At 71.4% G+C, this 18,919-nt stretch carries 14 protein-coding genes; 7 read left to right on the top strand and 7 right to left on the bottom strand.

Going from position 1 to position 18,919, the window contains the following annotated elements:
• Position 1 precedes the first annotated feature (1 nt).
• Positions 2-700, top strand: a complete 699-nt coding sequence (locus tag ADK57_RS22365) for an HAD family hydrolase (RefSeq protein ID WP_053751294.1) — start codon at positions 2-4, stop codon at positions 698-700.
• Between the two features lie 178 nt (positions 701-878).
• Here ADK57_RS22365 and ADK57_RS22360 read toward each other — a convergent pair whose 3' ends face one another.
• Both ADK57_RS22360 and ADK57_RS22355 read right to left on the bottom strand, forming a co-directional pair.
• Entirely contained in the window at positions 879-2,294 is a 1,416-nt protein-coding gene (locus ADK57_RS22360) for an FAD-binding oxidoreductase (protein WP_053751293.1), read from the bottom strand.
• Positions 2,295-2,395: 101 nt separating this feature from the next.
• The gene (locus ADK57_RS22355) at positions 2,396-4,999 is read right to left on the bottom strand and encodes an ATP-binding protein (protein WP_053751292.1); all 2,604 of its coding nucleotides are present in this window, start codon (positions 4,997-4,999) and stop codon (positions 2,396-2,398) included.
• A gap of 267 nt (positions 5,000-5,266) precedes the next feature.
• Between ADK57_RS22355 and ADK57_RS22350 the strand changes: the two genes are divergently transcribed.
• The gene (locus tag ADK57_RS22350; RefSeq protein ID WP_053751291.1) at positions 5,267-8,071 is read left to right on the top strand and encodes a beta-L-arabinofuranosidase domain-containing protein; all 2,805 of its coding nucleotides are present in this window, start codon (positions 5,267-5,269) and stop codon (positions 8,069-8,071) included.
• Positions 8,072-8,098: 27 nt separating this feature from the next.
• On the opposite strand, the gene ADK57_RS22345 is transcribed toward ADK57_RS22350, so the two are convergent.
• The 3 genes from ADK57_RS22345 to ADK57_RS22335 form a co-directional block, all read right to left on the bottom strand.
• Positions 8,099-9,397 carry an SLC13 family permease gene (locus ADK57_RS22345; RefSeq protein WP_053751290.1) on the bottom strand — a complete coding sequence of 433 codons (1,299 nt, stop codon included), beginning with the start codon at positions 9,395-9,397 and terminating at the stop codon, positions 8,099-8,101.
• Positions 9,398-9,410: 13 nt separating this feature from the next.
• Positions 9,411-9,872 (bottom strand): CBS domain-containing protein, encoded by a 462-nt coding sequence (locus ADK57_RS22340; protein ID WP_053751289.1) that lies wholly within the window; start codon positions 9,870-9,872, stop codon positions 9,411-9,413.
• Between the two features lie 239 nt (positions 9,873-10,111).
• Positions 10,112-10,927: a LysR family transcriptional regulator substrate-binding protein gene (locus ADK57_RS22335; protein WP_078973272.1), complete on the bottom strand. Its 816-nt coding sequence runs from the start codon at positions 10,925-10,927 to the stop codon at positions 10,112-10,114.
• 58 nt (positions 10,928-10,985) lie between these two features.
• Here ADK57_RS22335 and ADK57_RS22330 point away from each other — a divergent pair, with 58 nt between their 5' ends.
• The gene (locus ADK57_RS22330; RefSeq protein ID WP_053751287.1) at positions 10,986-11,375 is read left to right on the top strand and encodes a DUF5997 family protein; all 390 of its coding nucleotides are present in this window, start codon (positions 10,986-10,988) and stop codon (positions 11,373-11,375) included.
• Positions 11,376-11,435: 60 nt separating this feature from the next.
• Positions 11,436-13,607, top strand: a complete 2,172-nt coding sequence (locus ADK57_RS22325; protein ID WP_053751286.1) for a TerD family protein — start codon at positions 11,436-11,438, stop codon at positions 13,605-13,607.
• A 134-nt stretch (positions 13,608-13,741) separates the two neighbouring features.
• On the opposite strand, the gene ADK57_RS22320 is transcribed toward ADK57_RS22325, so the two are convergent.
• Together ADK57_RS22320 and ADK57_RS22315 are read right to left on the bottom strand one after the other, a co-directional pair.
• Complete coding sequence (locus ADK57_RS22320; protein ID WP_234390363.1) at positions 13,742-14,602, bottom strand: fructosamine kinase family protein; 861 nt, start codon at positions 14,600-14,602, stop codon at positions 13,742-13,744.
• Complete coding sequence (locus tag ADK57_RS22315) at positions 14,599-15,522, bottom strand: phosphotransferase family protein (RefSeq protein WP_053751285.1); 924 nt, start codon at positions 15,520-15,522, stop codon at positions 14,599-14,601. Before ADK57_RS22315 ends, ADK57_RS22320 begins: the two co-directional genes overlap by 4 nt.
• A gap of 199 nt (positions 15,523-15,721) precedes the next feature.
• On the opposite strand from ADK57_RS22315, the gene ADK57_RS22310 reads away from it, so the two are divergent.
• Genes ADK57_RS22310 through ADK57_RS22300 form a run of 3 tightly spaced genes read left to right on the top strand, consistent with a single transcriptional unit; the run spans position 15,722 to position 18,899 of the window.
• The gene (locus ADK57_RS22310; protein ID WP_053751284.1) at positions 15,722-17,056 is read left to right on the top strand and encodes an ABC transporter substrate-binding protein; all 1,335 of its coding nucleotides are present in this window, start codon (positions 15,722-15,724) and stop codon (positions 17,054-17,056) included.
• Positions 17,053-17,958 carry a carbohydrate ABC transporter permease gene (locus ADK57_RS22305; RefSeq protein ID WP_053751283.1) on the top strand — a complete coding sequence of 302 codons (906 nt, stop codon included), beginning with the start codon at positions 17,053-17,055 and terminating at the stop codon, positions 17,956-17,958. Before ADK57_RS22310 ends, ADK57_RS22305 begins: the two co-directional genes overlap by 4 nt.
• Positions 17,955-18,899, top strand: a complete 945-nt coding sequence (locus ADK57_RS22300; protein WP_053751282.1) for a carbohydrate ABC transporter permease — start codon at positions 17,955-17,957, stop codon at positions 18,897-18,899. Before ADK57_RS22305 ends, ADK57_RS22300 begins: the two co-directional genes overlap by 4 nt.
• Positions 18,900-18,919 lie beyond the last annotated feature (20 nt).

The following is an 18,919-nucleotide window of genomic DNA, read 5'->3' as shown; positions in this document are numbered from 1 at the left end:
CATGAGCGATCTCGGCGCCCTCTCGGTCATCTTCGATCTCGACGGAACGCTTGTGGACAGCGAGCCGAACTACTACGAAGCATCACGCGAGCTGCTCGGTGGGCACGGCATCCACTTCACATGGCAGGACAACGAGCAGTACGTGGGTATCAGCACCTGGGAGACGCTCGGACTCTGGCAGGAGCGGTACGGCGTGCGGGCACCGCGCACCGAACTGCTCGACGAGTTGAACCGCCGCTACCTGGAACTGGCCCGCGTCTCCACCACCGTGTATCCCGAGATGCGGAAGTTCGTGGAGCTGCTGGCGGGCGAGGGCGTCCCGATGGCCGTGGCCTCGGGTTCGTCGCCCGAGGCCATCGACGCGATCCTGGCCGGCACGGGCCTGGGCGCCTTTCTGACCACCGTCGTGTCGGCCGACGAGGTCGCGCACGGCAAGCCCGCCCCCGACGTCTTCCTGGAAGCGGCCCGCCGGCTCGGCTCGGACCCGGGCGACTGCGTGGTCCTGGAGGACGCGGCTCCGGGCGCCGCCGCGGCCCACGCGGCCGGGATGCGCTGCCTGGCGATCCCCTACGTCGCCGTGCAGGCCGACGCCCCGGAGTTCGCCACCGCCGACCTGCTACTGCGCGGTGGACAGGCCGAGTTCACGGCACGGGCCGCGTACGACTGGCTCGTGCGGACGGCTCCGGCGACGCCTCGGTAGCCGACCGGCGACCAACAGCCGACCGACGGCGGCCTCGCCCAGGGCCCGGTACCTCAGGCCGGCGGTGCCGCCCGGCGGCGAGATCGACGTCGCCGAGAGCCGGCCGGACCCGCTGGACGCCCAAGTGGTGCCCCGTCCCGCAGCCGGGGCACCACCTGCTCGCCGCCGTCTGGTGGGTTCAGGGGCGTGTTTCGTGGCGCGGTGCCGGGGTCGGGCGGATGTTCTGGTTGAGGCGGAAGACGTTGTCCGGGTCGCGGTCGGCCTTGATGCGGGCCAGGCGGTCGTAGTTGCCGCGGTAGCTGGCCCGGACGCGTTCCTGACCCTCGTCCATCATCATGTTCACGTAGGCACCGCCCGCCGAGTACGGGTGCAGCGCCTCGAAGTAGTCGACCGTCCACCGCTTGACCAGCTCGGCGTTGGCCGGGTCGGGGTCGACGCCCGCGTAGACGGACGCCCAGCGTGCGTCGCGGTAGGCCCAGGGGGTTTCGTCCGGGCCGACGTCGTGGGCGGCGCCGTCGATCGGGTAGAGGTGCATCGTCGACTGCATGGTCGGCACCTCGGCGCCGAACTTGGCGTGCAGTTCGACGGCCTCGTCCGGGATCTCGTCGACGAAGTCGGCGCGCCAGTACCACTGATGGCCGGGCGGGTAGAGCCCGTCGAACATGGACTGCATGTCGGGATACGGCATCGGCCCGGGCGCGTGCAGCATCGGCTGCGGCAGGGCGTCGAGCAGCGGGGCCATCTCCCGGGCGGCCGCCTCGGTGTCGTCACCCGTGTAGCACCACACGACGCCGGCCGTCTTGCGCAGTTGGAACTCCTCGGGGAACGGCGGGGCGGGCGGGACGGTGCCGTACAGGAAGAAGGCGGTGAGGTCGCGGGGCGCGGTCGGGAGGAAGTCCCGGTAGGCGGTGAGGACTTCGGCGCTGATCTCGACGGGCCAGAAGGTCGGGCCGGCGACGACGGTGCTCACCTCGTGCAGCCGGAACAGGAACGAGGTGACGACGCCGAAGTTGCCGCCGCCGCCCCGGACCGCCCAGAACAGGTCACTGTTCTCGTCGGCGCTCGCCCGGACCTGCCGGCCGTCGGCCAGGACGAGATCGGCCTCCAGCAGGCTGTCGATGGTCAGGCCGCACTTGCGGGTCAGATGGCCGAGTCCGCCGCCGGTGGCGATGCCGCCGACCCCGGTGGTGGAGATGATGCCGCTGGGGGTGGCGAGGCCGTGCGCGTTGGTGGCCCGGTCGACCTCTCCCCACACGCAGCCGCCGCCGACCCGGACCGTGCGGGCCTCGGGGTCGACGTGGATGTCCTTCAGGGGCGACAGGTCGGCGACCACTCCCCCGTCGACGGTGCCGAGTCCGGCGCCGTGGTGACCGCCGCCGCGGACCGCGAGCGGGAGGTCGTGGGCGCGGGCGAAGCCGATCAGGCGGGCGACGGCGTCCGCGTCGGCGCAGCGTGCGACGAGCGCCGGGCGTTTGTCGATCATCGCGTTGTAGACGGCACGGGCGTCCTCGTAGCCGGTGTCGTCGGGGCCGGTCAACTCGCCGGTGAAGTGCGTCAGTTCGCGTCGGGCCGCCTGGGCTGGTGTGCTGGACATGCGGTTCCCCCGTAGTCGTTTCAGGTCGATCCGCCCGTTCTATTCCGTTCGCGGGGGTGCGGGTATCCGTGACCGTCACCCAGCTCGGGCCCGCCGCATACCTAGGTCCGGCGGTCGTCCAGGAGCCCGAGCTCCGTCGCGCGGACCGCGGCCTGCCGCCGCGTGGGCGCGCCCAGCTTGTCCAGGACCGCGCGTACGTGGTTGTCGACCGTGCGGACCGACACGACCAGCCGGGCGGCGATCTCCGCGTTGGTCAGGCCGTCGACGAGCAGCCGCACCACCTGGAGCTGGCGTTCCGTGAGACCGGCGGGGTTGTCGCGGGTCGCCGCGAGCGGGCCGCGGGGGATGTGCCGCACGCCGAGGCCGCGCAGTTCGGCGCGGATCAGCCGGGCCCGCGGCTCGGCGCCGAGCGTGTCGAGGGCGGTGAGCGCGGTGAGCTTGTCGGTGGGCTCCGCGCTCTGCGCGAGCGCCACGGCGTGCTCGTAGGGGCAGCCCGCCGCCTGCCAGAGCTTCGCGGCCCGGCGCCACTGCCCGCGGGCCTGCAGCGCGTACGGATGGTCCGTGTCGTCCGCCGGGACCGGGTGGCCGGCCAGGGTGAGCCAGTAACCGAGCTCGGCGCGGTAGGGGGCGCCCGGCAGGTCGCGGGCCTGGGCGAAGACGGGTGCGGCGGCCGCGACGACCCCGGCCGGGTCTCCGCGCAGCCAGGCCGCCTCCGCCCGGGCCACCGCCACGGGCCCGGTGCGCTGGAGTTCCCTGGTCCGTACGGCGATCTCCCATGCCTCGTCGAGGAGTTCCCCGGCGCCGGGCGGACCGCCGCGGCGGATGCGGACCCGGGCGAGGACGGTCAGGGCGGGGCAGCGGGCGGGGACGAAGTCGTGCATCCCGAACTCGGCGTGTTTCTCCGCGTCGTCCCAGTCGGCGGCCGCGAGCCGGCGCATGGCGAGCTCGACGTGCAGGTAGCTGAGGAAGCCGAGGTGTTCGGCCCGCTCGGCCAGGTCCATCGCCGGAGGCAGGAAGCGGTCGGCCTCGGCGTACTGGAGGGTGTCGAGCAGGTTCCAGATGATGTTGGCGTAGGCCCGGCAGGCGTGTTCGACCTCGCCCGCGGTGAGGGCGACCTCGAGACTCTCCTCCAACTGACGGCGTCCGCCGGGGTCTCCGTCGCGCCAGCGGGCCGTGCCGACGTTGTTGAGGGCGTGCGACAGGATCGCCGGATCGCCCGCCTTCCGGGCCAGGGAGATGGCGCGTTCGCCGTGGGTGACGGCCTCGGCGTAGCGCTCGGACAGCATCCGCAGCTGGGCGGTGTTGCTGACGGCGAGCGCCAGCAGCCGGTCGTCGCCCGCGTGTTCCAGGACGGCGACGGCCTCGCGGGCGGCTTCCTGGGCCGGGTCGGCGTCGCCGGCCCACCAGTGGATGCGCGACAGCCAGCGCAGGTCGGCGCCGAGGGCACGGACGTCGCCGAGGGAGCGACGCAGGGCGACCGCGTCCCGCTGGGCGGCGACGGCGGCGGCCGAGTCGGCGATGGTGTAGCACTCCACCGCATAACGCTCGAGGAGGTCGGCGAGTTCGGCCGGGGCATAGCGGTGCCGTTCGCGCAGGACGAGCCGGAGTTGGGCGGCGGCCTCGCGGTGGGCGCCGGCTCCCGCGGCGTCCTTGGCGGCGTCGGGCCCGTACCGGGCGATGGCGTCCCGGTCGCCGGCCTGGGCGGCGTGGTGGACGATGCGGGCGGTGTCGGCGCCGGGCCGGGCGACCAGCGCCGCGAGGACGGTGCGGTTGAGCTCGATGCGGCGGGCGGCCGGCAGGGAGTCGGCGATGGCCCGCCGGATCAGTTCATGCCGGAACACGACCCGCTCCGGGGCCACGGCCAGCAGGCCGCGCTGTTCGGCCGCCGTCAGTACGGCCACTCCGCCCCCGAGCAGTACGTCGATGAGCGGGCGTTCGACGGCCGAGGGGACCACGGCGAGCTGTTCCAGCGCGGCCACGGTGGCGGAGTCGAGGCCGCGCAGTCTGGCGAGCACGGCGTCGACGACGGTCGGAGGCACGGCCCCGGTGCCGCCCGCGGCCACCACCTCGGCGACGAAGAAGGGGTTGCCCGACGTCACGGCGTACACCTGCGAGGGGTCGAGCCGGCCGGGCGCGCTCAGCGTGCGTACGGCGGCCAGGGAGAGGCGGGCCAGGGGGAGGCGGTGGACGCGCCGCACTCGGGAGACCTGGCCGAGGAGGTGGCGCAGGGGGTGCCCGCTGGTCAACTCGTCGTCCCGGTAGGTGAGGACGAGAAGGGCGGGCAGCCGTTCCACGCGCCGCACCAGGAAGCGCAGCGCGTCCAGCGAGGCCTCGTCGGCCCAGTGGACGTCCTCGACGACGAGTACCGTCGGATGTGGGTTCCCGGCCAGTTCTTCGTGCAGGGCCTCGTAGACGCGGTGCCGGTCGCCGCCCTCCGTGACGGCCCGCGCCAGCTCGGCGCCGACAGAGCCGACGAGGTCGCGGAACGGGCCGAGCGGCCGCCGCGTGGCGAGGTCGTCGCACTCCCCGACGAGCATCCTGGCCCGGGCCGGGAGCCGCTCCGGCATGGCCTTCACCAGGCTCGACTTCCCGATCCCCGCCTCCCCGAAGACGAGCACCACCGATCCGGCCCCGTCCGCCGCCTCCCGGGCGGCCGCAGCCAGTCGCACCAGCTCGGTCTCGCGCTCCAGGATCCCCCGGTCCACGGGGGAGATTCTGCCACCGGGGGCGCCACGGCGGGCCTACGCCGAGAAGGGCAAACGCCAGGAGATTCCGGCTGCCAGGACCCTTCGCCGGTGCATCATCAACCCCGGCGATCACGCCGGCAACCCGTCCAACGGCCGGAATTGAACGCTCCAGACCCGTTGACGCTCCCCCGTCCCCTCCCTATCGTCTGGTCGATTACCCGCACAAAGTTCGATATTTCGAACACGCTCTGACATTCGTGAACATGGACTCGTGGAGGCGCACACATGGCACCGCCCCTCTCCAGACGGCACCTTTTCCAGGCCGCGGCGCTCGCCGCGGTCACCCCGGCCATCTCGTACGCGGCGACCGGCCGGGCCGTCGCCGCGGTTTCGGAGGAACCGTCCGTGTGGACCGTACGGCCCTTCGCGCTCGAGGACGTGAAGCTGGGGGCGGGCGTCTTCGCCGACAAGCGGCAGTTGATGCTCGACCATGCCCGCGGCTACGACGTGAACCGGCTGCTCCAGGTGTTTCGCGCCAACGCCGGTCTCGCCACGGGCGGCGCGGTCGCCCCCGGCGGCTGGGAGGGCCTGGACGGGGAGGCCAACGGCAACCTGCGCGGCCACTACCCCGGCCACTTCCTGACCATGCTGTCCCAGGCGTACGCCGGCACCGGCGAGCAGGTCTTCGTCGACAAGACACTCACCATGGTCGAGGCGCTGACCGAGGTGCGCGAGGCGTTGCGCCACGACCCGGTCGTGCTGAACTCCCCCGGGAGGTTCGGGACTTCGGCGGAGAACGTGCGCGGCTCCTACCAGTACGTCGATCTCCCCGCCGGCGTCCTCGACGGCGCCTCGGCGATCACCCTGTCCGCCTGGGTGAAGCCCACGCACGGCGCCAACTGGACCCGGATCTTCGACTTCGGCAACGACACCACGCGTTACCTGTATCTGGCCGCGCGCAACGCCGGCGGCGTACCCCGCTTCGCCATCACCACCGGCGGACCCGGCGGCGAGCAGGGCCTCGACGGCACCGCCGCGCTGCCTCTGAACCAGTGGAGCCATCTGGCGGTGACGATCGCCGACGGCACGGGCACGCTGTACGTCAACGGCACGGCCGTCGCCCGGAACACCTCGATGTCCCTCACCCCGGCGGCCCTCGGCGCCCTCGCCAACAACTGGCTCGGCCGCTCGAACTACTCCGCCGACCCGGTCTTCGCGGGCGCCTTCGACGAGTTCAACGTCTGGTCGCACGCCCTGACCGCCGCCGAGATCGGCGAGTTGCAGGGCAGCCGGGCCGCCGAGGCCTCCGCCGGCCGCGGCGACCTCGCGTCTTACGCCTTCGACGAGACCACGGGATCGACCTTCGCGGACGCCTCCGGACGGGGCCTCACCGCCACCCTGCGCCGCACCTGGGGAGCGCCCAGCCATCCCGGGTTCCTGGCGGCGTACCCGGAGACGCAGTTCATCGACCTGGAGTCCAGGACCAGCCCCGATTACACCAAGGTGTGGGCGCCCTACTACACCGCGCACAAGATCCTCAGGGGCCTGCTGGACGCGTACAGCGCCACCGAAGACGCACGGGCGCTCGACCTCGCGTCCGGCATGTGCGACTGGATGTACTCCCGGCTGTCCAAGCTGCCCGAGGCCACCCTCCAGCGGATGTGGGGCATCTTCTCCAGCGGCGAGTTCGGCGGCATCGTCGAGGCGATCGTCGACCTGCACTCGCTCACCGGCAAGGCCGAACACCTCGCGCTGGCCAGGCTGTTCGACCTCGACAAGCTCATCGACGCCTGCGCCGCGAACACCGACATCCTCGACGGCCTGCACGCCAACCAGCACATCCCGATCTTCACCGGCCTGGTCCGCCTGTACGACGCGACGGGCGAGGAGCGTTACCTCACCGCCGCGCGTAACTTCTGGGGCATGGTCGTACCGGGCCGCATGTACGGCATCGGCGGCACCAGCACCACGGAGTTCTGGAAGGCCTCCGGGGTGATCGCGGGGACGATCAGCTCGACGACCGCCGAGACCTGCTGCGCGTACAACATGCTGAAGCTCAGCCGGATGCTGTTCTTCCACGATCAGTCCCCGAAGTACATGGACTACTACGAGCGGGCGCTCTACAACCAGGTGCTCGGCTCCAAGCAGGACAAGGCCGACGCGGAGAAGCCGCTCGTCACGTACTTCATCGGGCTGACGCCCGGTCATGTGCGGGACTACACGCCCAAGCAGGGCACGACCTGCTGCGAGGGCACCGGCATGGAGAGCGCGACGAAGTACCAGGACTCGGTGTACTTCAGGAAGGCCGACGGCTCGGCCCTGTACGTCAACCTCTACAGCCCGTCCACGCTGACCTGGGCGGAGAAGGGCGTCACGGTCACCCAGACCACCGACTATCCGGTGGAGCAAGGGACCACGCTGAGGATCGGGGGCGGCCACGCCGCCTTCGAGCTTCGCCTGCGCGTGCCGTCCTGGGCGAGGGCCGGTTTCCGCGTGACGGTCAACGGCCGTGCGGTGTCCGGCACTCCGACTCCCGGGAGCTACTTCGCGGTGTCCCGGACGTGGCGCTCCGGCGACACCGTGCGCGTCTCCATGCCCTTCCGGCTGCGCGTGGAGAAGGCCCTGGACGACCCGTCGCTGCAGACCCTCTTCTACGGCCCGGTCAACCTCGTCGCCCGCAACCCGGCCACGGACTACCTGCAGTTCGGCCTGTACGCCAACGCCGGTCTCTCCGGCGACCTGCTGCCCACCCTCACGCCCGTGACCGGCAAGCCGCTCCACCACACCCTGGACGGCACCGAGTTCGCCCCGTTCTCCGAGGGGACGGAGGACCCGACGCACGCCTACTTCCGGCGTTCCGAACCGCGCGTGGTCTTCGGCACCGTCGACTCGGGCGTGGCCAACCCCGCGAAGGCCGACGGCACGACGCTGCTGGACGAGATCTGGGCCGCGGCCCCGTTCAGCGGCAAGGGTGCGCTGGTCGCACGGGTGCGGTCCGTGGTGGACACGTGGGTGTCCGCCGGGCTGCTCGCCCGGGCCGACGGCGACAAGGTGGTGAGTACGGCGCGGAAGGCGTCCTTCGCGGCCTGACGCCCCGCGGATCCGTCGTCACCGCCGTCAGGACCTCCCGAAGTAGCGCAGCCAGACGTAGCCGAGGGAGACGATCACCGTGACGGCGGTGACGATCAGGCCGTAACGGGTGAACTGCCAGAAGGAGATGGGCTGTCGGTTGCGTTCGGCGATGCCGAGGACGACCACGTTGGCGGAGGCGCCGATGGCGGTGGCGTTGCCGCCGAGGTCGGCGCCCAGTGCCAGCGCCCACCACATGACGTGGTCGTTGCCGCCGCCCATGTTGTGCACCAGGTCGGCGGTGATCGGGGCCATCGTGGCGACGTACGGGATGTTGTCCACGACGCCCGAGAGCACCGCGGAGGCGCTCAGCATCGTCATGGAGCCGACGAACTCGTCGGTGCCGATCGCGTCGGCGAGCGCGCGGGACACCTCGCCGATGACGCCCGTCTCGATCAGGCCGCCGATCATGATGAACAGGCCGGCGAAGAACGCCAGCGTGGGCCACTCCACCTCGGCCAGGACCTCGTTGGTGTCGGCCGAGGACACGGCGACGAGCAGTCCCGCGCCGAGGAGGGCGACGATGCTGGGTTCGTAGTGCAGCACCGGGTGCAGGACGAACCCGGCGACCACCAGGGCCAGCACCACCAGGCCCTGGATCAGCAGCCGTGGATCCTTGATGGCCTCCCGCTCCTCCAGCGCCAGCACCTCGGCGGCGCGGTCCTCGTCGTAGACGAAGGTCTTGCGGAACATCACCCGGCACAGCAGCAGCAGGACCACGACCAGCACCGCGGCCAGCGGGGCGAGGTGGATCAGGAAGTCGTTGAAGGTAAGGCCGGCGCGGCTGGCGATGATGATGTTGGGCGGGTCGCCGACCAGGGTCGCGGTGCCGCCGATGTTCGACGCGAAGACCTCGGCGATCAGGAACGGGGCCGCGGGCAGCGCGAGTCGTTCGCAGACCAGCAGGGTCACCGGGGCGACCAGCAGGACCGTGGTGACGTTGTCGAGCAGCGCGGAGGCGCAGGCGGTGATCACGACGAGCATGGCCATCACGCGGTACGGACGTGCCCTGGCCCGCTTCACCGACCAGATGGCCAGATACTCGAACATGCCGGTCCGCTTCAGCACGCCGACGATCATCATCATGCCCAGCAGCAGGAAGATGACGTTCCAGTCGATGCCGGCGTGCTCGGAGTAGAAGGCCGAGGTGTCGTCGGTCGCGCCGATCGCGAGCATCAGGCCCGCGCCGCCGAGGGCCACGGCGACGCGGTGGATCTTCTCGCTGATGATCAGGGCGTAGGCGCCGACGAACACGACGAGCGCCGCCCAGCTGTGCCAGTCGTTCACGGTCGGCCCGCGGTCACGAGGCGGCGGCGAGCAGACGTTCCAGCAGATGGGATGCCGTGATCACGCCGAGCAGCCGGACGCCTGCCTTGTCCTCGTCCACGACCGCGACCAGCGGGCTGCGCACCTGGGCCATCCGGGCCGCGACCTCCAGCGCCGTGTCGTCGGGCGCGGCGATCGCGGGTGAGGGTGTGGTCGTCGAGAGACAGTCGCGCACCTTCCGGCCCGCAAGCGCCTCGCACAGCCGGTCGGCGTGGCCTTCGTCGACCACCGCGGCGAGCGTCGGGTCCTCCACGACGTATCCCGGCACCAGCACCTTGATCATCTGGGAGGCGGGCAGGATCGCCCGGGGCGCACCCAGCTCGTCGACGACCAGCAGGGCGGGCAGCCGGTGCTCGGCCATCAGCCGTGCGGCGTCCAGTGCGTCGCTGTCGAGGCCGACCGTCTCGTACTCCACCGCCAGATCACGCGCCCGCACACTCGGCTCCCGTCTCGCTGTCGCCTGGTTCCGGCCCGTGAAGGCCGGTCCGGCTGGTCGCACCAGCGACGATACAGCCGCTCGGCGAGAAGCGGAGAGCGTGGCCGGGCCCGCTTCGCCCTGTCGCTCCCCGGTCCTGGGCAGGGACAGCCGGCGACGCGGCGACCCGCCTGTGGGGCGCCGCGATTCGACGCACGGAGGGGGTGGCCCCGCGGCAGGGGGGATGGTGACGACAGGGCCTAGGACCGGCGGCGGGGTTTGCCGCGTCGCGCTCCCTTGGAGCCGCCCGCAGTGCCCGAACGCCCGGCACCGCCCCGCGAGCCGGACGGGCTCCCGGCTCCGCCCCGGGAGCCCTGCCCGGCCGACCTGCCGGCCGCCGGCTTCCGGGCGCCGCCCTTCTGTTCGGGCCGCTTGCGCTGGGCCCCGGCCTCGGGTTCCGGCTTGGTGCGGCCGCGGGTGCTGTTGGCCGTTCGGCCGCGGACGATTCCGATGAAGTCCTCGACCAGGTCGGTCGTCGCGTCCTCGGGCCAGGCCAGGGCGACGCCGGACTGGGGGGCGTCCACGAGCGGGCGGTAGGTCAGGTCCTTGCGGTGGTGCAGGCGGGCCAGGGACTGGGGGACGACGAGGAGGCCGATGCCCGCGGCGACGAGTTCGACCGCGTCCTCGGTGGTGGCGGGGCGTTCGAAGGCGGGTTGTCCGGGGGGCCGGTCCCAGTCGAGGACGTCGTCGAGGGGGTGCAGCACGATCTCGTCGGCGAGATCCTCGGCGGACAACTCGTCGGCCGCTGTGACGAGGTGGTCCTTGGGAGCCACGACGACCGTCGTCTCGGTGTAGAGGGGGATCGCGCTGAAGACCATGCGGTCGACGGGGAGCCGTACGAGCGCCGCGTCGGCGTCGCCGGCGCGCAGCACCCCGGATGCCTCGGCGGCCGGCACGGCGACGAGCTCCAGGGGGATGTCCGGCAGGCGTTCCTGCCAGATCCGCACCCACTTGCCGGGGGTCACGCCAGGGACGTATGCGAGCCGGAACGAAGGGGATGCCGCGGAGCCTGTCACCAGGCCAGGCTACCGGCCGTGGTCGGACCTCTCGTCGGCGGTCGATAGTCTTGACACCATGAAGTCGCACCAGACCACCCAGACGATGAAGCCCGCGACCGCGGCGAAGAAGCTGGGTGTGTACCTCCCGGCCACCCCTCAGGAGTTCCAGGACGGAGTCGTCACCCGCGCCGAGCTGAACGAGCTCCAGGCGAACCCGCCCGCCTGGCTGCAGGAGCTGCGCAGCAACGGCCCGCACCCTCGCCCGGTCGTCGCGGCGAAGCTCGGCGTCTCCATCGCCGGTCTGGCGCGCGGCGGTGTCACGGAGCCGCTCACCACCGAGCAGATCGAGGCGCTCAAGCAGGACCGGCCCGAGTGGCTGGAGAAGGAGCGCGCCACCCAGGCCGAGGTGCGCAAGGAAGCGGTGCGCATCAAGGAGAAGAACGCCGAGCGGGACCAGCCCTCCTGACTCGAACACCGGTCGAAAACTCCGGTGCGGTGGCGGGCGCCGCTCTGCGATCATCGCGGGATGGTCGAGAGTCTGGAACCGCTGGTCGTCCGGCACACCCACCGCCTCCCCTCCCCCACCGGTCCCGCCGGTGAGGGCGACGTCGCGGCGCGGCAGTTCGACGCCGCGCTGATGTCCGTCGGCTTCAAGCTGTCGGCACAGTTGCTGGAGCGCCTGTCGGGTCTGTCCGAGGGCACGGTCGTCGACACCGCCGTGCGCACGCTGCGCACGGTCCGCGAGATGGTCGGCGACCACGTCGGGCACAACGTCTACTTCGTCGACTTCCCTGCCAACGTGCCGGACACGTTCGACTTCTGGATGCACTGCATCGCCGAGGCCCTCGACGACAGCCGGGCACGGGTCGGCGTCCTCGAGCAGCTGCGCCGGGGTGTGGTGAACCTGCTCACCCTCCCGTCGTACGGCCGCTACCAGCACACGTACGCCGAGATGCTCGCCGCCCACGACGAGCTGATCGCCGCGGCGGGCGACCGGATGACGGTGCTGCACCTCGGCGGCGCACTGGACGACGAGGTCGCCGGCCTGTACCTGGCCCTGGCCGGCAGCGCGACGCCGCTGGGCGAGGAGGGGCTCGGCGACCTGAAGGCGCTCGCGGAGCACTGCGCGAACGGGCCCCGGCCGGAGGAGATTCCGGTCCGGGAGAACCGTGCCGTCGTCAACGAGGCCCGTCTGAAGGTGGGCGCGGACCTGCTGCTGGACACCGTCACCGACGTGCTGCGCCTGGCGTGCGCTCTGTCGGGCGGTGATGTGACCCTTCAGGAGCCGACGCGGTTCCGGGCGCTGTCCCGTCCGGCGCGTCGCGCGCTGCTCGCCGGTCTGGACAGCGTCGTCGCCGAGGCTCCGGCCAAGCTCGCCGACGTGCACGCGCACCGCGAGGAGTTCAAGCGGCTCGGCGAGCGGCTGCACCCGCACGAGTACCCGCGGTGGCCGCATGCCGCCGAGGTGTTCGCCGTCGCGCGGGGCGAGTTGAAGGCGCGGTCGTTCGACGGCCGCATCGAGGAGCTGCTCGGCGCGGGCGACGTGATGGCGGCGGCCGAGTTGCTGAAGTCCGCTCCTGGAAAGCTGTTCCGGGCGCTGGACCGTCTGCTGCGCACGGCCGTCGGCGAGCAGGAGCGCGAGGCTGTCGTGGCCGCCGCCGAGGAGGCCGCTCCCTCGGTCGCCGGGCGCGTCGTGCTGTCGGTGCGCGAACACCTGCACAACCGCGCCGACGAGTCCGGCCATCGACGTGTCTTCATCAACCGCATGGGCCGTGCCTGGGTCGCCCCCGAGGACCGCCCGCCGCTGCCGGCCCCGCAGCGGGACCGTCTGATCGCCGCGCTCGACGCGGAGACGAGGCGCCGGCTCCCCGCTCCGGGGCACCTGTTGGTCGACCCCGCGGTCCTCGACGTGGCGCTCCCGCTCAGCGGGAAGGCGACGGCGGCGGGTCTCGGCGTGCTGCCGCGCGGCTCGGTCTCCCCGGTCGACGGCGAGCTGCTGCGCTTCTTCGTGTACTGGAAGCAGACCGAACGCAACACGGACTACGACCTGTCGGCGCTGATGCTGGGCGCCGACTACGAAACCGTCTCCTGGCTGTCGTACACGAACCTCTCCGCCGTGGACGGTGAGCACTCCGGCGACATCGTCGAAGCGCCCGAGGGGGCCTCGGAGTTCATCAACCTGCGTCTTGGCGCCGTGCGGGGCACCTTCATCGTCCCGCAGGTCAACCTCTTCTCGGGGGAGGGCTTCGAGGAGGTCGAGGAGTCGTTCTTCGGGTTCATGCTGCGTGACGGCGAGCAGCAGGGCCGCCCGTTCGAGGCGCGCACGGTGCGGATGAAGTCGGAGCTGCGCGGTCCCGGCCGGGTGGCGCTGCCGCTGGCGTTCCTGCGGGGCGAGGACGGCCGGTGGCGTGCCAAGTGGCTGCACCTGTACCTGAAGGGCACGCCGACGTCGAACCGGGTCGAGGGCAACCGCGTCTCGGTCGCCACGCTGCTGCGCGGCATCGTCGAGCGCGAGCAGCTGACGGTGCGGTACCTGACGGAGCTGATGGCCGACAGCGCGACGGGCATGGCGTTGTGGGACGGCGGCTCCACCCCGGACGGGCCGGTCACCTACATCGGTCTGGAGCGCCCCGAGGGGCTGCACCCGGACTCCCGGATCATCACCCTCGAAAATCTGCGCGACTTGATCCCCGAGTGACTGCTAACGTCTGATCACGGCGAGGCCATGAAGGGGCTTCCTTCTCAAACTCCCTTGAAATTAGTCCCTTCGCTTTCCTCGCCCTCCACGTCACGCCGAAAGGCGTTGTTCGTACGACGGCCCTGGCGCGCGGATCAGCGCGCCAGGGCCGTTCGTGCTTGTGCGAGGGCCTGTTCGGCGTAGCCGCGGCCGAACAGCACCGCGTGCACCAGCAGCGGGAAGAGCTGGTGCAGCCCGATGCGGTCCGCCCAGCCGTCGGCGAGCGGCGCGGCCTGCTGGTAGCCGTCCAGCACCCGGTCCAGGTGGGGGCAGCCGAAGAGGTGCAGCATCGCCAGGTCGGTCTCGCGGTGGCCGCCGTGCGCGGCCGGGTCGATCAGCCACACCTCGCCGTCGGTGCCCCACAGGACGTTGCCGTTCCACAGGTCGCCGTGGAGTCGGGCGGGCGGTTCGGCCGGGCCCGCCAGCTCGGGCAGGCGCGCGCAGACCTCTTCGATCACGCGGGCCTCGGCGGGGCGTACGGTGCCGTCGTCGACCGCGCGGCGCAGATAGGGCAGCACCCGGTGCTCGGCGTACCAGGACGGCCAGTCGGTGCCGTCGGCGTTCCGCATCGGGGCGTGCCCGATGTACGCGTCCCTCGGGCCGCCGGGCGGCGGGGCGCCGAACGCGGGTGCCCCGGCGGCGTGCAGGGCGGCGAGGTCGCGGCCGAACCGGACCGCCGCGCCGCCGGCAGGGCGGCCCTGCGGGACCCGGTCGATCACCAGTCGACGTCCGTCGTGGCCGTGCACGACCGGGACCCGGACCGCGTCCGCGTCGGCCAGCCAGCGCAGCCCGGCCGCCTCTGCCTCGACCGCTCCGGGCTCCTCCCCCGCCTTCAGCATGACCACCCGCCCGTCGGCGAGGGTGACTTCGGCGAGCGTTGCGGACAGCGGGCGCACCTCGGTGACGGGGCGCCCGGTGAGGCGCGTCGCCACGTCACCGAGCCCCTCGCGCGTCACGCCGTACCGAACCATGCCTCGGCGAGCGAGGTCAGCGTTGCCTCGGCGGGCGCGTGCAGTTCGCGCAGGTACCAGGGCAGGTTGCTGTACACGTGCAGCAGTGTGTACGCGAGCAGTTCGGTGGGTTCGAAGGCGCGGCCGTACGACGCGGTGAGGCGGGCCGGCAGTCGGGGGTCCCCGCGGGTCACGAAGAGGCCGACGCCGACGAAGTCGTAGGCCCTGTCGCCGATCATGGCCGGCTCGAAGTCGAAGAGGCCGGTCAGCCGGCGGGCACCGGGATCGACGAGGAAGTGCTGGGCCATGACCTCGGTGTGCAGCAGGGCGGGCCGTGGGGCGCGTGGGAGGTCGACCGAGGCGAGGAAGTCGGGGATCTGCTCCAGCCAGGCGGCCGGCAGCCCCTTTTGGCGCTGCTGCTCGACGACGGCCGCCCGGCGACGGTCCAGGAACGCGCCCCAGTCCCCGGGCCCGAGGACATCCGCGAGGGGATCGGGGTCGAGGGTGTGGAGCACGGCGAGGGTCTCGCCGACGTCGGCGACGAGCCGCTCGTGGTCGGCCCGGGGCAGCCGCCCCCTGGCGTGGGCCAGGTTCTCGCCGTGCAGGCGGGACATCAGGACGTACTGCCGGCCGTTCTCGTACGGGCCGAAGCCGTGCGCCCGGGGTGTGGGCACGGGCAGCAGCCCCTGGAGGTGGGACAGCACCCGGCCCTCGGCGACGCCGTCGCGGGCGGCGGCCGAGGGGAAGAGCTTGAGGACGAGGTCGTCGCCCACCGCGTAGACCGGTTGTGACCCCTCGGGGAAGCGGGTCAGTGGTGCGCCGGCCAACCCGAGTCGTACGCAGAGGTCCTGGGCACCGGCCCGCATGACCGTCTCGTCCGGGACGACCGTGTCCCATTCCTCGTCCGTTTCCACCAAAGGCAGCACGCCCGAAACCGTAGGGCCGCCGGTCCGTCCGTGACAACGCGTCGGTCCTCGGAGAGCGGCTCCGAGGACCGCCACCCGGCCGTGTGTGACGCTGGTGAAATGTTTCAGCCATGTATTGACATACGGGTGAAACGATTCGTAGCTTGGGCGATCATTTAGATTCGTGAAGAGAGTTCACGGATATGAACGGAGAGTGCCCATGGGCGATCGTCGACGAAGTCGCCGCCTGGCCGCCGCGCTGACCGTCGCGGGATTGGTGTTCGGAACGGCCGCCTGTGGCTCCGGTTCCGACAGCGCCGGTTCCGACGACCCGAACACGCTGGAGGTGTGGACGCGGAGCAATCCGGACTCCGCCGCGACCTACGACCGCGTCTTCGCCGCCTTCACCAAGAAGACCGGAATCAAGATCGACTATCAGCCGGTGGTCAACTTCGACCAGCAGCTCCAGAGCCGGGCGTCCACCAAGGACCTGCCCGACGTCATGATCAACGACACGGCTCTGATGGGCAGTTACCAGAGCCAGGGCCTGCTCAAGCCCATCGCCCCGGACTCGATCGCGGGCCACGACCAGATCACCGGCAAGTCCTGGTCCTCCACCGTGGGCATCGACGGCAAGCACTACGGCATCCCGTACTCCCGCCAGGCCATGACCCTGATGATCCGCAAGGACTGGCTGCAGAAGCTCGGCCTGGATGCGCCCACGACCTGGCAGGAGATGCTCCAGGTCGCCCAGGCCTTCGCCACCGGGGACCCGGACGGCGACGGCAAGGCCGACACCTACGGCATGGTCGTCCCCGGCAGCGCCCAGAACGGCTACGCCGCCTGGTGGGGCGCCAGCTACCTGTGGCAGGGCGGCGCGAAGATCATCGAGCCGGGCGGCAACGGCCGTTACCGCCCCGCCATGGACTCGGCGGCCGCCGTACGGACCGTCACCTGGCTGAAGGACAACCTCTTCTGCGGCTCCGAGAACGTGGTCCAGCCGGGTGCGCTCACCGCCATCACCGGCAACGCCACGAACTTCCAGGACGGCAACGCGGGCATGTACCTCACCGGCCCGTACAACATCACCACCTTCGACGCGACGCCCGGCAAGGACAAGTACGAGGTCGTGGCCGCTCCGGCCGGGCCCGCCGGGTCCGACGTGCTGGCCGACGGCGAGAACGTGTACTTCGGCGCCAAGACCGGCAAGACGAAGCAGGAGCAGGCGCTGGCCGCGTTCCTGATCTCCCCCGAGGGCCAGCGGATCGCCATGACCAGCGTCGACGGCCACCAGCCGGTCGTCCGCATCCCCGTCAACTCCGCCCTGGACGCGGCGAAGGTACGGAACGACTCCCGCTGGAGCGTCGTACAGAAGGCGTACGAGGACACCTCGGAGCAGTTCCCGAACGCGCCGGACTTCGCCCCGATCAAGCAGGACACCGCGGACAGCCTCAACGCGATCTTCACGTACTGCGGCAGCGACGTCAGTTCGAGCCTGAAGGAACTCAACGACACCCTCGCCGGTGACCTCAAGGACCAGGACCTGTTGAAATGACCGCGACCGTCACCACGCCCCAGCGGCGCAGAGTTCTCACCAAGAAGGCAGCGCTTCCCTGGGTGTTCCTCGCCCCCGGCCTGCTGCTCGCCCTCGTCTTCAAGTTCCTGCCCATGGGCAAGGGCGTCTGGCTCAGCTTCTTCGACGTGCGGCCCTTCCTCGGCGACAAGTGGGTCGGCCTCGACAACTACACCCGGGTCCTGACCGACCATCGCTTCCAGGACGCGATCGGCCACACCCTCCTCCTCGGCCTCGGCCAGTCGCTGGGCGCCATCTTCGTCGGCTTCCTGCTCGCCCTGCTCCTTGAGGGCCAGGCCCGCTCCCTGAAGATCATGCGTACGGCCGTCTTCCTGCCGGTCGTCACGGCGACCGCGGTGGTCGGCGAGATGTGGCGGCTGCTGTACTACCCGACCTCCGACGGCCTGATCAACCACGGCCTCGGCTTCCTCGGGCTCGGGCCCACGCAGTTCCTCGACAACCCGAACACCGCGCTGTGGGCGACGATGGTCATGGCCGTCTGGATGCTCGCCCCGTACAACATGGTGATCATCCTCGCCGGTCTGGCCGGTGTGGACCGCACCCTTTACGAGGCCGCCGCGATGGACGGCGTCTCGCTGTGGCAGCGGCTGCGCTACGTGACGCTGCCCGCGATCCGCCCCGCGCTCGGCATCGTCCTCACGCTCGCCGCGATCCGCGGACTGCGTGTGTTCACCGAGGTGTACGTCCTCACCGGCGGCGGTCCGGCCGGGTCCACCGAGGTCTGGATGACCCGCGCCTACAGCCTCGGCTTCACCCGCAACGACATCGGCGGCGCCTCCGCGGCCTCCGTGGTGCTGCTCTGCGTGACCCTGCTGCTGACCGTGACGGTCAACCACTTCCGCAAGAGGGGAGACGTGCGATGAGCGCACCCACCATCGACACCGTCCGCACGTCGGTGCCTGGTTCACCGGCCGGGAATGCCTCGGCCAGGCAGCGGGCGACCCCCGCCCGCTTCGACACCGCCCTCGGCTGGAGCGACCGGCCGGGCGTCGCCTGGACGTTGCGGATCCTGCTCTGCGCGATCGCGCTCGGCATCTTCGCGGCGCCGTTCCTGACGATCGTCTCCGGCGCCTTCACCGCACACGCCAGCGGCTCGTCGCTGTCCTTCCTCCCGCACGACAGCACCTTGCAGAACTTCAAGGTGGCGGGCGAGCGCGGGATCTGGGACTACTTCACCAACTCCCTCGTCATAGCGGGCGGCGCGCTGCTGCTCCAGCTCGCGGTGTCGGTGCTCGCCGCGTACGCGCTGGCCCGGCACAGGTTCCGCGGCCAGGCGCTGGTCCTGACCCTGTTCATGCTGACGATGATGCTCCCCGAGGAGGTCATCGCGATCCCGCTGTCCCTGGTCCTCGGTCACGTCCCGGTGGTCGGCGTGGACCTGAAGGGAACGGCGTGGGGCGTGATCCTGCCGCTCGGTGCCTGGGGCTTCTCCGTGATGCTCCTGACCGAGTTCATGAAGGACATCCCCACCGAGATAGAGGAGGCCGCCCGGCTGGACGGCGTGGGCGAGTTCAGGATGCTGTGGCAGGTCGTCCTGCCGCTGTGCAAGCCCGCCCTCGGCGTGGCCGGTGTGCTCGGCTTCGTCATGATCTGGGACCAGTACCTGCTGCCGTTGATCGCCTCCAAGGACCCCACCGACTACACGGTCACCGTCGCCCTGTCCATCCTGCGCACCGACCCCGAGGTCGGCTCCGGGGTCGTGCTAGCCGGTGCGGTCATCGCCCTGGTCCCCAGCCTGATCGTCTATCTGCTCCTCCAGCGCTCGCTGGTCACCGGCATCGCCGCCGGGGCCACCAAGGGCTGACCCCCGCCGACCTCACCCCC

The organism is Streptomyces sp. MMG1533 (assembly GCF_001279775.1).
Taxonomy (GTDB): domain Bacteria; phylum Actinomycetota; class Actinomycetes; order Streptomycetales; family Streptomycetaceae; genus Streptomyces.
Note: the sequence above shows the minus strand (reverse complement) of the source record. Positions and strands in the feature narration are given on the sequence as shown.

Coding starts and splice junctions, on each gene's coding strand:
- ADK57_RS22365 (WP_053751294.1), top strand. CDS start 2: ATGAGCGATCTCGGCGCCCTCTCGGTCATCTTCGATCTCGACGGAACG.
- ADK57_RS22360 (WP_053751293.1), bottom strand. CDS start 2,294: ATGTCCAGCACACCAGCCCAGGCGGCCCGACGCGAACTGACGCACTTC.
- ADK57_RS22350 (WP_053751291.1), top strand. CDS start 5,267: ATGGCACCGCCCCTCTCCAGACGGCACCTTTTCCAGGCCGCGGCGCTC.
- ADK57_RS22330 (WP_053751287.1), top strand. CDS start 10,986: ATGAAGTCGCACCAGACCACCCAGACGATGAAGCCCGCGACCGCGGCG.
- ADK57_RS22325 (WP_053751286.1), top strand. CDS start 11,436: ATGGTCGAGAGTCTGGAACCGCTGGTCGTCCGGCACACCCACCGCCTC.
- ADK57_RS22310 (WP_053751284.1), top strand. CDS start 15,722: ATGGGCGATCGTCGACGAAGTCGCCGCCTGGCCGCCGCGCTGACCGTC.
- ADK57_RS22305 (WP_053751283.1), top strand. CDS start 17,053: ATGACCGCGACCGTCACCACGCCCCAGCGGCGCAGAGTTCTCACCAAG.
- ADK57_RS22300 (WP_053751282.1), top strand. CDS start 17,955: ATGAGCGCACCCACCATCGACACCGTCCGCACGTCGGTGCCTGGTTCA.